This is a genomic window from Microcoleus sp. N9_A2 (assembly GCF_036701775.1).
GTDB lineage: Bacteria > Cyanobacteriota > Cyanobacteriia > Cyanobacteriales > Microcoleaceae > Microcoleus.
Window position 1 is genome coordinate 46849 of sequence record NZ_JAUBRH010000014.1, and the last position, 14177, is coordinate 61025.

Annotated in this window: 11 protein-coding genes; 2 read left to right on the forward strand and 9 right to left on the reverse strand. The window is 46.3% G+C overall.

The genetic code is table 11. From position 1 onward, the window contains the following. Window positions 1-9: 9 nt before the first annotated feature. From QUA44_RS11225 to QUA44_RS11250, 6 genes are all read right to left on the reverse strand, one after another. On the reverse strand, window positions 10-486 hold the full coding sequence (locus QUA44_RS11225) for a hypothetical protein (protein WP_333250385.1): 477 nt from the start codon (window positions 484-486) through the stop codon (window positions 10-12). Window positions 487-916: 430 nt separating this feature from the next. After that, on the reverse strand, window positions 917-1801 hold the full coding sequence (locus QUA44_RS11230; protein ID WP_333250387.1) for a PhzF family phenazine biosynthesis protein: 885 nt from the start codon (window positions 1799-1801) through the stop codon (window positions 917-919). Window positions 1802-2153: 352 nt separating this feature from the next. Next, the gene (gene trpE, locus QUA44_RS11235) at window positions 2154-3701 is read right to left on the reverse strand and encodes an anthranilate synthase component I (RefSeq protein ID WP_333250389.1); all 1548 of its coding nucleotides are present in this window, start codon (window positions 3699-3701) and stop codon (window positions 2154-2156) included. 141 nt (window positions 3702-3842) lie between these two features. After that, on the reverse strand, window positions 3843-4706 hold the full coding sequence (locus tag QUA44_RS11240) for a GNAT family N-acetyltransferase (RefSeq protein WP_333250390.1): 864 nt from the start codon (window positions 4704-4706) through the stop codon (window positions 3843-3845). Window positions 4707-4878: 172 nt separating this feature from the next. Beyond that, on the reverse strand, window positions 4879-5304 hold the full coding sequence (locus tag QUA44_RS11245; RefSeq protein WP_194012030.1) for a photosystem I reaction center subunit II PsaD: 426 nt from the start codon (window positions 5302-5304) through the stop codon (window positions 4879-4881). 299 nt (window positions 5305-5603) lie between these two features. Next, entirely contained in the window at window positions 5604-6068 is a 465-nt protein-coding gene (locus QUA44_RS11250) for a peptidoglycan-binding protein (protein WP_333250392.1), read from the reverse strand. Between the two features lie 134 nt (window positions 6069-6202). Between QUA44_RS11250 and QUA44_RS11255 the strand changes: the two genes are divergently transcribed. Next, window positions 6203-7999, forward strand: a complete 1797-nt coding sequence (locus tag QUA44_RS11255) for a hypothetical protein (protein ID WP_333309690.1) — start codon at window positions 6203-6205, stop codon at window positions 7997-7999. A 244-nt stretch (window positions 8000-8243) separates the two neighbouring features. Here the strand turns inward: QUA44_RS11255 and QUA44_RS11260 are convergent, their stop codons facing one another. The 3 genes from QUA44_RS11260 to QUA44_RS11270 form a co-directional block, all read right to left on the reverse strand. Then, window positions 8244-10238 (reverse strand): DICT sensory domain-containing protein, encoded by a 1995-nt coding sequence (locus QUA44_RS11260; RefSeq protein ID WP_333250394.1) that lies wholly within the window; start codon window positions 10236-10238, stop codon window positions 8244-8246. A 678-nt stretch (window positions 10239-10916) separates the two neighbouring features. Next, window positions 10917-11228, reverse strand: a complete 312-nt coding sequence (locus tag QUA44_RS11265) for a DUF2973 domain-containing protein (protein WP_333250396.1) — start codon at window positions 11226-11228, stop codon at window positions 10917-10919. 158 nt (window positions 11229-11386) lie between these two features. Further along, window positions 11387-11716, reverse strand: coding sequence for a DUF2605 domain-containing protein (locus QUA44_RS11270; protein WP_333250397.1), 330 nt, complete (start codon window positions 11714-11716; stop codon window positions 11387-11389). 536 nt (window positions 11717-12252) lie between these two features. On the opposite strand from QUA44_RS11270, the gene thrS reads away from it, so the two are divergent. Next, window positions 12253-14079, forward strand: a complete 1827-nt coding sequence (thrS, locus tag QUA44_RS11275; RefSeq protein ID WP_333250399.1) for a threonine--tRNA ligase — start codon at window positions 12253-12255, stop codon at window positions 14077-14079. The last annotated feature ends 98 nt before the right edge of the window (window positions 14080-14177 follow it).

Sequence of the window (14177 nt, forward strand, 5' to 3'; positions counted from 1 at the left end):
CAAATTGCTTCAGGTAGCAGAGGGCTGATTTTCCCGCGCTGCGGCGGCGAGTACCAGACAAAGTGCCGCTATCGCTTTTTCCCACTCTTCCTTAACCGCGGCGGGTTCAACCTCATCAAAAGTGCTAACTAAGCGAGGGATCGATCTTTCTAATGCTTTGCTGGGAATCGATTTGTGCAATTCAACTAAACGAGTTAAACTTTCTTGATTCTTCAAAAAACCCACTACCCATTTAGTAGTATGATCGGGACTGTCCGGGACATTTTTAATTCCTAGTTCTGTTTGCAACCAGTCGTAAAAAGGCGGCAGCTTTTTCGCTAAAACAGCTCCAGCAGTGGGTAAAGTTTCTTTGAGCAAAGCAGTATCGAGACTCCCCAAAACTTGATTTAACTCCGGTGATTCCAGCAAGGTAGTTAATGGAAGCGAAAGCAGCGCTTCTGAATCTTCAGGGGATACATTTAAAGTCCGCGAAAATGTTTGCAGCATGGGAAAGTATTTGGTATGGATGACTTTTTCACTGTAACAATAACAGCCCGCACTGAATATGAGCTACCTCATATTCAGCAATTTTGATGGGAAATAATTAAATTGAACTCATTTTTTTTAGGCTAGCAATTCATCGACGGCAATACTAAAAACAAGCAAAACTATTTGAGTGCTGACAACTTCACCTCTTGCAAATAAAAGTCTCTGCTGTTGAGTAATACCAATTTTATAAAGATGTGCTGATGAAGTCTTAGCCCCCCCGAACTCGCGGGGGGGTTGGGGGGGAATATCTAGCGCTACTTTATGAAATTGGTATAACAACAATCAACTGACTCTCAGAAAGTAGATTTCTTGACAAGAACTATTGAAAAAATTTATACATATCTGCGTATATCTGCGTTCATCTGCGGTTAAGAATTTGGCATTAAATCTAAACAAATTCTCCTTTCGCCACCATCACCACCTTACCACCAACCAAAACTTCTATTTCTTCCTGATTTTTTTGAGCTTTCAGCAACAACAAAGAAGGTCTATTAATCTCATAACCTTGTTCGACTCTCACATCAATCTTGGCTTCCCCACAATAACCATATTCTACCAAATATCCAGCCAAACAGCCATTGGCACTGCCCGTCGCCGGGTCTTCGGGAATTCCTAGGGAAGGGGCGAAAACTCGGACGCTTAAATCATTAATGTCGCTGTAGGTTTCCGGGCAGAAAATTAAAATTTCTTTGGCTTCTGTGGTATTAATCAGTTCAAAATATTTGTCTAAGTTAACTTGAGCTTTTTTGAGCGCTGCGAGGGTTTTTAACGGTACAATGATAAACGGCACTCCAGTGGAAACTTCTTGAATCGGGAATTTTAAATCAATTTCATCGACTTCTAAATTCAGGATGCTGGCGATAGTTTCGGCTGATAAAACTTGACCGAATGTTGGCGGGTTTTGTCGCATCCATAAAATATCTGTGGATTGATTATGATAATTAAAGGTGACAGGAATTTGACCGATCGCTAAATTGAGCATTACTCGATCGACCTTTTCGCCAATTATCTCTTGCTGCAACACAAACGCAGTGCCCAACGTCGGATGACCGGCAAAGGGCAATTCCTTCTTGGGCGTGAATATCCGCACGTCGTAGCCGTTATTTCGCCGATCGGGCGATCGAATAAACGTGGTTTCAGAATAATTGATTTCCCTCGCTATCAGCAGCATTTCGGCCTCTGAGAGCTCGGCAACTCCAGCGCCGCAAAATACAGCTAGCTGATTGCCAGCATATTTTGACTCGGCAAACACATCAACTATATAAAAATTCATATTTCCCTCTTGCAACAGTAGTTTTTAGTCAGGAGTTTTCAGAAACCGGGTTTTTTACGACAATACTTCGTTTTCACCCTCAAATTATCTAAAAAACCCGGTTTCTTTGGTTGTACGCGCTCACAAAGCCTTCCTTCTTCCATCTTCCTGATGACGTTGTACGGAAAGCAGTTGTCAGTTGTCAGTTGTCAGTTGTCAGTTGTCAGTTGCCAGTTGTCAGTTGTCATTAGTCATCAGTCAGTTGCCAGTTGCCAGTTGCCAGTTGTTACCAATAACAAATAACAAATAACAAATAACTACTGACTGATGACTAATGACTAATGACTTCTTCCTTCTTCCTTCTTCCTTCTAATTACTTCAAACAGCGAATTGCCTGCAACATACCCCTGGCTTTATTCAGAGTTTCTTCGTACTCCAGATCCGGGTTAGAATCTGCCACCAAACCAGCACCGGCTTGCACAGAAACCGAATGTTTATCGCCACCCTGCGATTGAACAACCATAGTCCGAATTGCGATCGCGCTATTCAACTGTCCTTCAAAATCATAATACCCGTAAACCCCAGAATAGGGGCCGCGACGGCAACCTTCTAACTCGTGCACAATTTCCATCGCGCGAATCTTCGGAGCACCGCTAACCGTACCCGCAGGAAAACCAGCTTTCAACAAATCCCAAGCTGTCTTATCCTCGGCCAATTCTCCCACTACATTGCTCACAATGTGCATCACATGAGAATAACGCTCAATTCCCATTAATTCATCAACTTTGACAGTACCATTTCGGCACACTCTGCCTAAATCATTTCTACCCAAATCAACTAACATGACGTGTTCCGCAATTTCCTTCGGATCTTGCAGCAATTCCGCAGCCAAAGCATCATCTAGTTCGGGAGTTTTTCCCCGGCGGCGCGTGCCGGCAATCGGCCGCAAAGTTGCAATCTTTTTGCCGTCGGCAGTGTTTTCTGCCTTCACCATAATCTCAGGACTAGAACCGATAATCTGCCAATCTCCGAAATTGAAATAAGCCATGTACGGAGAAGGATTAATTAGACGCAAAGAACGGTAAAGTGCAAAAGGATCGCCGCTATATTCCGCCTCCAGCCGCTGCGAAATTACTACCTGAAAAATATCTCCGGCTGTGATATAGTCCTTGGCTTTCAAGACATTTTCACAATACTTGTCGCGGGTGATATTGCTGGTGTAAGCTAATTCTGTATTTTCATTTGTGGAGCCGACATCTTGCTCGTCCCTCGGCGGAGTCCATTCTATGAGAGTAGATTGCTGGGAAAGCGGGGATTGCAGCTTATTTACTAACTGAGAAACGCGATCGCACGCCGCCCCATAAGCCTCGGCCAAATCAACGCCAGTCTCCCGCAAATCCGCATAGGCGACGGCCCAAATTTTGCGCTTCACCTGGTCAAAAATCAGCAAATTATCAACCTGCATCCACAACCCATCCGGCAAATCGTTTTCTGCAGCCGGATGCACGGGAACTCGCGGTTCAATCCACTTAATTAACTCGTAACCCCAAAAACCGAATAACCCGCCAATTCCCGCTGGTAATTGTGGCAATTTTACTGGTTTGTAGGGCTGCAAACACTCGTTTAATGCTGCAAACGGATCGCCGGCAAATACTTTTTGGGAACCGTCGCGGTAAACTTGAGTTGTGCGAGATCCCCTAGCCTCCAAAATCCACAGCGGATCGCACCCTAAGAAACTATAACGCCCGATTTTCTCCCCACCTTCCACCGACTCCAGCAGAAAACTGTAGGGTTGACCGGCACAAACCCGATACCACGCAGACACTGGCGTATCCAAATCAGCAACCCATTCTTGATACACGGGCACAAAATTGCCTTGTTTAGCCAGTTCTGAAAATTGTGAGAAGTCGGGAAACATCATATATAGCAGTTGACAGTTGACAGTTGACAGTTGACAGGAATCAAATTGGAGAGCGATCGCTTGGGGATCTCAGGGGTTTCTTCATGAGGTGCTTTATGTCAATACCTTGAATGGCGGTTGCTATACTAACTTTACTTGCAATCAATAAACAAAAGACGGAAGCCAACATCCCTCCGGCGACCGATACTCGCCCACTGCCATCACCGCCATCGGTTTGACGGCGCGCAGCCCGGATTGCAAACACCAACGAAACAAACTTGCGTACCTCAGCGGCAAGTGAAAAGAAAGCAATTCTTCGGAACTGTACGCAGCAGCCCCCAAGAGCAAAGCCTGCATATCCGCTTCATTTTCCGCGACGCTGTGGCCCAAAGCCGACACCGCACAAGTATAAGCCACAATCCTATCTTGTTTGCAAGTAACGAAGGGAGAAAAGAAATTCAGGGCGTCTTCAATCTCCGAAGTTCGATCGCACCCGCATACTTTTTCGCACAAAGCCTGACATTCGCCCACATCCTCACCAGTCAGCGGCCGCACCTCAAACCCATACTGCGGCTGGCTGCGAAACTTCCCCTCCATTAACACGAAAGGTTCCTTCACCTCAAAACCCAGAGAAGCGTACAGCGACAGCGAAGCCATATTAAAAGATTCCTGAACCAAACGGATGCCTGCCGCGTCTTTTCCCCGTTCTAGCACGGCTTTCATGATTTCCCGTCCCGCGCCGCGGCCCTGAAAAGCTCGATCGACACTGACGGGCCCGATACCGCGAATCGGGTTGCGTTCGTCCATAAAACCGCAGCCGACAACCGCACCATCACTCTCAGCTACGATGCCAAAAAAAACCGGACTTTCGATAAAAAGGCTAATAATCTCAGTTGAGAAATCCTGCGTCGGAAAATCTGTGTTAGGGAAGAAATGGCGATCGGAAATATCTTTAAAAGCTTCATAAGTAATGCCAGCGCAAACATCTATATCCTCATGAGTTGCTCGCCTGATTACCAGATTCATGGTTAATTTAATTATTAATTTTTATTAATTTTTAATCGCATTTGAAGTTTGCAGTGGCGATTGGGCGATCAAAAAAAGCTTCTGCCGTCCAAGCGCTACTACAAACTATAAAATGCAAGCTGAGCTTTTCAGGAAATACTACCCGAAAATAGCTCAGCGATTAGCTCAAAACCTAAACTTCGTAGGTTTTTTTACCAGTGAACTTGACCTTAATCGGATTGGGATTGCTACCAATATTGCGGTCAATCTTACCGACGTAAGGACGACCTTCGTTCACCTTCTCAGGGAACACGCCATCCTTGGGATGCAGGTACTCATTAGAACCGTCGGGAAATACGCGGTAGATTTTGTAGTTCGAGATTTTGAATTTCGCCCGCAGTTGCTGGCCGCCCAAAGCGATGCACTGCTCCTTCCGGGGCAGATACAGCAAGTTGTCGCCTTGACGCATGATTGCAGCGCCGCCTGTAGGCATTTCAAACACCTGTTCCTTGGGGCTAGTCCAAGTGATCGCGTACTTCTCTTCAACTAGCGCCTTGGTCAGCAAGCCGCCGGTGCTGCCGCCGAAGATTGGGGGTTGTCCAGTGAGTTCTTCTGCCATAAACATATCCAAAGGATTTTTACGGCATCGTATCATCATGAGGCGACACGGCTGTCGAAATTGTAAGGAAAGTTAACAGTTTTTTGGCGATCGATCTCTTCTGATAATTGATAATTAGTAATTAATAATTGATAATTGGTAATTTCCACCAAAGTTAGAAAACAAAATTAGGCAGCACGAATCCCGAAAAAATAATCAAAAAAAAACAGCAATTATTCTGGTGCTTGTGGGGCACCCGAATAATCGCACATTCCCCCAATTTCCCCCCACACACGATCGAACAATTTACCGTGCCAACCCTAAGTCAAGAACCTATTAGGGTCATAGCCGCGCGGAATTTGGCTCAAAGCAGTCCAAGTTTCTTGATCGACAATCCCGTCGGCCTCAATCCCAAAGCTTTTTTGAAATGCGCGAACAGCTTTGTCCGTCAAAGTAGCAAAGTCGCCGTCAATTCTACCACCATAATGGTTGGAAGTTTTGAGAACTTCCTGAACAGTAGCGACTGCTTCCCCAGAACTGCCGAATTTGAGTACCGGCATATTAACTGGAGCAGAAGTATAAAGCGCCTGCCAAGTCAGCGGCCCGACAATACCGTCCGGCGACAAGAAAACCCGAAACTGAAACAGTTTCACAGAAAAATCAACTGCTTTGTTAAAAATTCCTTTAGCAGGATGCCGATAAAGTTGTAACTTGGTTAGCAGTTGTTCGAGTTCCAATACCGCTTTACCTTGAGAACCTAATTGTAGTTGTGGCTTTTTGGCCATAGGTTGAGTAGATTTCATCTGGGTTGTAAGTAACGCAATAGCCTTGAACTATTGGGAATATACGTGTCACAAAAATCTTTTTCCGGGCTAAACAAGTAAAATTTTCATGTTATATATGTGTTTTGAACTTTTCATTGCAGGATATTGTCATGCGAAAAATATTGCGTTTTTTGGTCGTGTTCGTCAGTGCTTTGCTCCTATTGGGTATCGCATTTGCGTTTGATATTCCCAATGGATTAGCCCGATCGGCGATGGACTATGAAGTTTGGGCATCGGATCAGTCCAATTCTCAAGCAGGAGCTAGCGCTCCTGGCGTCAGCGGAAGCTTGATCTGGATTTGGGACAGTCGGGATTTGAATCGACAAGTCAAAACTGGCAAACCCGCTGCACCGATCGGTTGTGATGGTCGTAATCGACCTGGCACCGGTCCGTGCAATTTATACGATGTCTTCCCCACCAGTTTGAAAGAGTATGATACCAATGGACTGACGGGTAATACGCTCGCTGATGTATCAGGTTTTGGGCGGTTGCATGGGGTTTTGTCAGACCCACAGAATCGTTATCTGAACGCCAGCGTTTTTGCCCCAGATGGCGGCTATGTTGGGATTATTGATGGCGAGACAAAAGAAGCTGTGTCACTGTTTCGGGTTTCCGGGACCTCGGCAGGTCGATCGGTCCATATGTCATTCTGGAACACCAATGGTTCAGCATTGCTGATTGCTAACTTGAACGGTAAAGTGCTGGAGCGAATAGACATTCAACGCGATCGTGGTGGCAAAATTATAAACGCTGTGTTTAACAAATCGGCTTCATTAGGGGTTGGGAAAAATTTACAAATCTCGGATCAACCCAAGGTTTACCTCGGCAAGAACAGCCAGGGTCGAGCGATGATCGGTAGCATTACGGGGAACTACAATCTGCAAGCTTTAGGCAACCTCACACCCAACGGACTCTGTAAGGAAAATGGCTGCGGCACCGGATCAGATGCCCCTCTCGGTGGACGTCCGATGAATATGATTATTTGCCCGGTTCCTGCCGATAACGATAAGGTATTTGTCAGTTTTTCAGGGGGCGGGTTGATGGTGGCTGATGCCAAAACAACTCCTATGTCGATCGTGGGTGAATATAGCAACCAATTCTTCAATGGCGCAGGTTGTGGCGGTGAGCAAGTTGGTAAGAAGATGTGGTTGAATACGGGCGTAGGAACCTCGGCAGCCGGTGCAACCCAATCGACCTATACAATTTATGACATCGATACTCAGGCCTTCGGCAAAACCGCGAATGCACCGAATACACCCGCACCGCGAGTGATTTTCAAAGATCCTAACAACACGGCAACGGGTGGTAATAGCAGTGGTCAAGCCTCGAACAGTACCGGACAGCTTCCCGGTGTTTCAACGCGCCGTGACGCCCACGGGATGGCCCAGACCCTGGCAGGTCTCTACGTTCATGCCGCCGATCGAATTCAAAATCGGATTCAGGTGTTCAATACCAAAACCTTGGCGATAACTTCCTATGACCTCACCTCCGCTGATGGGAAGGGTAACGGCATCGGTCCTTGTGCATCGACTTCAGCGCCGGATTATCCCCGATCCCTATCGAACGATCCCGCACCGGATCTGATGCAAGCAACACCAGATAATAAATACTTGGTTGTGGCATTACGGGGACCGATTCCAGTTTCAGTCAATCATGCCTCGCAAGGGAGTTGTCCTGGGATCGGTGTGATTGAGTTGACGCAGGGCGGGGCATCCGGGAAGTTGGTGAGCGTTTTGCGCGCATCGAATACCGTCGATACTGTGAAAGTCGATATTCCAGCACCGGGTGGCTATGCCTATCAGGGTAACGAACATAGCGATATTCATAACATCGCAATTCGCGAGAAGCATCATCCTTTGGGCAGCAGGTTCGATTTCCATATTAAGCCATGAACCATGTTTAGGGGTGTGGTGGATTTCAAGGCGATTCAGGAGGCTTCTGGCCTCTTCTAGTTTAAAGGTCTTAGCTGATCGCCCCATTATACAAGTCCGATGAAATCGGACTTGATATGACTCCTAAGGACTAAAGTCCTCACTACAAACCATTTAGTTGACATTTGACAGATGTGAGTTCTAATCAACAATTCGCAATGCCCAATGCCCCATTTCCAATTCCCAATGCCCAATTCCTATCAATCTAAACAATCGGAATAGTAAAGTGAAATTCACTTCCTCGGTCTTTTCCTGCGGAATCAACCCAAATTTTACCGCCCCAGCCGGCAACAATCTGTTTGCAAATTGCTAATCCTAAACCGGTACCGCCGGCGCTGCGGCGCAAAGCTCCTTCTTCTTGATAAAATCGATCGAACACTACTTTTAAACTGTTCGCCTCTATTCCCCTCCCCGTATCGGCTACGAGCACTTCCACCATCCGAGAACCATTGTATTTCGCTTGCACTGTCACGCTTCCTTGAGGTGTGGTGAATTTGCAAGCGTTGTCTAGCAGTTTGGAGAGCACCTCCACCAACCACTCTCCGTCAGCTTGCACTAAAGGCAATTCTGCGGACACTTCGGCGATAATTTCGGGTAACTGTCGATCGAGTCCGCCGCCCGATCGCACGCTGCTGAGGGCCAAATCAACGCATTCTTGCAGCGTCAGCGATTCTACATTCCATTGGACTCGCCCGCTTTCTAAGTGAGAAAGAGTTAAGAAATCCTGCACGAGTTTCCGCATTCTATCGGCATCACCTAGGGCAGTTTCTAACATAATTTGCCGCATTTCTGCGGGCATATCTGGTTCGGAGTTCAAACTTTCCAAACAAACTTGAATCGTAGAAAGAGGGGTGCGGAGTTCGTGTCCGGTGATGGCAATTAGATTGCTGCGAGTGCGGTCTAATGCTTCTAATTGTTGGTTAAGTTCTTCTAAATGAGCGTAGGTTTCTGCTTGAATTAAGGCCGCTCCGAGTTGGGTGGCGATCGCCTCTACTAAAGCAATTTCGTCTTCTTCCCAAGGTAAAACCGATCGGCACTGGTGCATTTCCACCATTCCCAAAACCCGCCCCTGATAAAGCACTGGCACCATTAACCAAGAGACTATTTGCCAATTTTTTACAGTTTTTTTCAGGAATTTTGTATTGACAATCAACGGGTGTTGTGCTGTGTCTTGAATGTAAACACGCTCTTGCCGCGCCACCGCGTCGCTCCATATTTGATTTTCCTGCAACAGCCAAGTCTGCTCCAGCACGGAACTAGCGCCAGGAGCCAAAAACTCGCGATCGATTTTGACTGCAATATCTGTGGCCTTGCACCGATAAATCAAACATCGGCTTGCCGACAGGGCAGTTCCCAGTTCTTGCACTGCGACTTCGACGATTTCTTGTGGGTTGAGAGACTGCCGCATTGCCGTTGTAATTAAGTTTATGAGGCGTTCTTTGCGTTCCTGGGCGGCGATGGCGCTGTATGCTTTCAGCAGTTTGTGCTGGCCTGCTTGCAAGTAGGTTACTAAGCGTTCGGTAAAAGCATCGCTCAATTTGGGATTGGGAATTTTTGAGTTTTTTCCCCTACTTATGTCGGGTTTGGCGGCTTTGGAAGTGGCGGATTTCCTCGTTTTTTTCGGTGTTTTGACTAGCTTGTAAGTAGTTCGGGCTCGATCGATCTTTTCGGCCAATTCCGGGCGATAATTGACAATTATATCGAGCAACAATGCGGCAGCCTTGCAGCTTACCTCGCGATCGAACGTCCAAATTCCTTCAAATCTGCGAGCTTGATCCATCAACAGTGGCCCGCGAGCGTCCTGGTTGTCGATCGGCACAATTTTTTCTTGACAAATCAGGCAAGTTGAGTAGTTTTGCCCCAGCACCACTAAGTGCCACTCTTTACTTAATCCGTCCTCCGGTGCAAACGCCACAGTTTCGTGATGTTCTGAGGAGTTTTTAAACTCAGTTTCCGGTGATGATAGCACGTATACCTGAGAAGATAGAGCGGCAATTCGTCGATAGCGGTGAGCTTCATGGCGGTAGAAGCGCTCTTGCTGAAAGCTGGCAATGACTAGCGGTTCGTCGTCAGAACCCGCCAAAACTAAGTCTTCCATCGCGTGAGAGAGGGCTGTCATGGAAGATTTGAAATAAATTTGTGCCCGCAGTTGGGGCAAAGCTCGCAGAAGTTCTGCCAGTAGCGAAATAGGGACGATCATCTAGCCTTAAACGTGCATTTTTGCCGATGACAAAACAGGATCGATAGGAGGTTTAGAGCGATCCCTTTTCAGTATCTGATACATTTATGCTTCATAACACGACTGTTTAAGTCATATCATACTAGCCATATCATTTAGACGAATCTAAGCAGAGGTATGCCTCCAAGACCTTGAGTTCATCCCAAAGTCACCTGTTTTTACCTCTAAGTTTTGACGCTAACTCATCTATTCAGGCTGGGATTTGGGCGTTAGCACTCTTACCATTCAGACTTGTTAGGCACCGCTTGCGGATCTCTTGCATTATACTATTCTTGAGCTATTTGATATCAGTGCCATCTGTATCGGTTTTTGGCGAACCGGTTTTTGGCGATCGATCTGGCTAATCGGCAATTAAACTTTCAAAAATCCCAAATAATTGGCCATTAGTTAAAAACTAACGGCCAATTATTTTGAGGACTTATATCCAATCTGGTTAGATTCGGAATAATGCCAAGGGTGCGAGCATCGTCGCGAGATATTAAGCTCGCACTGAAATCGGAAAATTATTATTCCGTTGAAGCGCGGAAACGATTTTCACCAAAATCTATGAAGAAAAAGGGTTTCGGACACCTAGCGTGTAAGTCCTATTTTTTTTTTGAGGCATAGCGCCTGAGTATAAATGCTGTGACTGTCGTTGTATCAGGCTAGTTCGCCCCCTTCGTCGCTGCCGCCCGGAGATGATTTGTAGAGAGCATCTAATTGTTCGCGCGCGTCTTGCACAGTCAGCGAACGCATCACTAACAGCGGCTCGTTGACTATGTTGCCGTGCTCGTCTAAAAGTTCTGGATGCGGTACCGATTGAGAGCGAGGATAGGATGGGTAGGGATTATTTGCCCTGAACTGTTGAGGGCGCTGGGACTCCATACCAACGGTGACTAGACTGCGGATTAAGTTACCGACTGCCAGAAAGGCAAGAACGGTAAAAGCTAAAATATAAAGCAGGTGCAACATTATCTTCTTCTCCGGGCTAAACAGCCACACAGCAATTTACAAAAATGTTTCAGCAAGTAATAACTTATTAACTGGAAATCTGTTTGAGCTTGTCAAGTGGGCCGCCACATTTCCAAAAGTTTGGGATTTAACTGCAAGTTTAACTTGAACTCGCTTCCTTATTTTCCTGGGGGAGCTGACTGCCATGAGCGAAAGCGCGACGATACTTGCCAGGATTCGGCGAGCAGTCTGTGCCACGGCATCAGTGCTGCTGTTTCAATCCCAACTTGACCTCCGGTTGCTTGAAATAGAGCTTTAGCAGCGCCTACTTCTTGCTGAGCCTGTTTGACTCGCGCCAGCAAGTCAGATTGATCCTCGTCGCCCAGAAAGGGAATTTCCTCAGTTTCTAAGAGGTTTGCCGATCGATCGAACCAGTAATTGAAATCCTCTAACAGCGGTTCCAGTAACGCTTTGAGCAATTCTGGCTCGGGCAAATTGGAATTAAGCATGGATCAAAATTGGGTTATTTATCTATTATAGTCTTAGACGGTCTTAACAAATTGTAACATATTTTTAACAAAAATTCAATAATTTAATAACAATTAGCAGGTGGGTGTGAATAAATTTAACTGTGCCAGCAGCGATTTTTGAGTCGAAATCCCCAAATTATGGGAAATATCGGCTCAGACAGCGTGTGTATAGCTGAAGGCTCTGTTATACAGAAAACAACAAAAGCAACTGTTTCAAAATTAAGAAAGTCCACAGGTATCAACTTAAGGTCAAACGCACTACCCGTCTGCTGTCTGACGATGAGGCCGCCGATCCCCCCTAGCCCCCCTTCTTAAGGGGGGAACCGGAAATGATGATCAAAGTCCCCCTTCTTAAGGGGGATTTAGGGGGATCTAGACTCAGCTAAAAGCGAGATTTTTGAAGTATTCTAGTCTGAAGTTGACACCAATAGCCCCAGCCGGAAGTCAGCGGTTGCAGTCCCATTCTGAGTAAGATAGAAGCAACTGCAACTCTCATTAATTGCTAAATTCAGCCGATGTCTAGCTCAGAATCCATGAACGCTCCAGAAGAGTCCGTTAAAATTCAGTTGCCCCGCACCAGCGAGTCGGAGGCACTAAAAAAAATTCGCCACACCACCTCCCACATTATGGCGATGGCGGTACAGAAGTTATTTCCCAAGGCTCAAGTCACAATTGGCCCTTGGATTGAAAATGGTTTCTATTACGATTTTGATTGCCCCGAACCTTTTACTGAAAAGGATCTCAAGGCAATTAAAAAAGAAATGATCAAAATCATTAACCGCAAATTGCCTGTAACTCGGGAAGAAGTCAGCCGCGAGGAAGCAGAACGCAGAATTAAGGAGATTAATGAACCTTACAAATTAGAAATTTTGGATGGTTTGATCGAACCGATTACTCTTTACCATTTGGGTGACGAATGGTGGGATTTGTGCGCCGGGCCCCATTTGGATAATACCAATGAAATCAACGGAAGGGCGATCGAGCTAGAAAGTCTAGCAGGAGCATACTGGCGCGGCGACGAAACCAAAGCTCAGTTGCAGCGCATTTACGGTACAGCTTGGGAAACACCCGAACAGCTAGAAGCTTACAAGCACCGCAAAGAAGAAGCCCTAAGACGAGATCACCGCAAATTAGGCAAAGAATTAGGCTTATTTATTTTTGCCGATGCGGTAGGCCCCGGTTTGCCTTTGTGGACACCCAAAGGCACTATTTTGAGAAGTATTCTAGAAGATTACTTGAAACAAGAACAAATCAAGCGTGGCTACTTGCAAGTTGTGACACCCCACATCGCCAGAGTCGATTTGTTCAAAATTTCTGGACATTGGCAGAAATACAAAGAAGATATGTTTCCGCTGATGGCTGAAGATGCAGAAGCGGCAGCCAACGAACAGGGTTTTGTGATGAAACCCATGAACTGCCCTTTTCACATTCAAATTTACAAAAGCGAACTGCGTTCCTATCGCGAATTGCCGATGCGCTTAGCGGAATTTGGCACGGTTTACCGCTACGAACAATCGGGAGAATTGGGCGGTTTAACCAGGGTACGCGGCTTTACGGTGGATGATTCCCACTTGTTTGTCACGCCGGAACAGTTGGATGCGGAATTCTTGAGCGTGGTGGATTTGATTCTGTCAGTGTTCAAGAGTTTGCAACTGAAGAATTTTAAGGCGCGTTTGAGTTTCCGCGATCCAGAAAATTTAGAGAAATACATCGGTTCCGATGAAGCTTGGGAAAAGGCGCAAGGTGCCATCCGCCGCGCGGTGGAAACTTTGGGAATGAATTATTTTGAAGGAATCGGAGAAGCGGCTTTTTATGGCCCTAAACTCGATTTCATTTTCCAAGATGTGTTGGATAGAGAATGGCAATTAGGAACTGTTCAGGTAGATTACAATTTGCCAGAACGTTTTGATTTGGAATACGTTGCTGAAGATGGCACTCGCAAGCGTCCGGTGATGATTCACCGCGCTCCTTTCGGTTCTCTGGAGCGTTTGATCGGGATTTTGATCGAACAGTATGCGGGGGATTTCCCGATATGGTTAGCGCCGATTCAGGTGCGGTTGTTGCCTGTTAGCGAGGAGTTTTTGCCGTTTGCTAAGGAAGTGGAGGCGAGGATGAAGGCGCTGAATATTCGGGCAGAAGTTGAAAGTAGCGAGCGTTTGGGCAAGTTGATTCGCAATGCTGAGAAGGATAAAATTCCGGTGATGTGTGTTGTGGGTGCGAAGGAGGTTGAGGCGAATAGTTTGAATATTCGGACTCGTGCTGCTGGGGAGTTGGGGTCGATTTCTCTTGATGAAGTTATGGGGAGGTTGCAGGCTGCTATTAGCAGTTATGGTGATTTTTAGGGGAGTTTTTTAACCGCAGATGCACGGGGATTAACGCAGATGATTGTTTGATATTGTCTGCGTTTTTCTAATCTGTTTGCTAAAATGATAGTAATCAA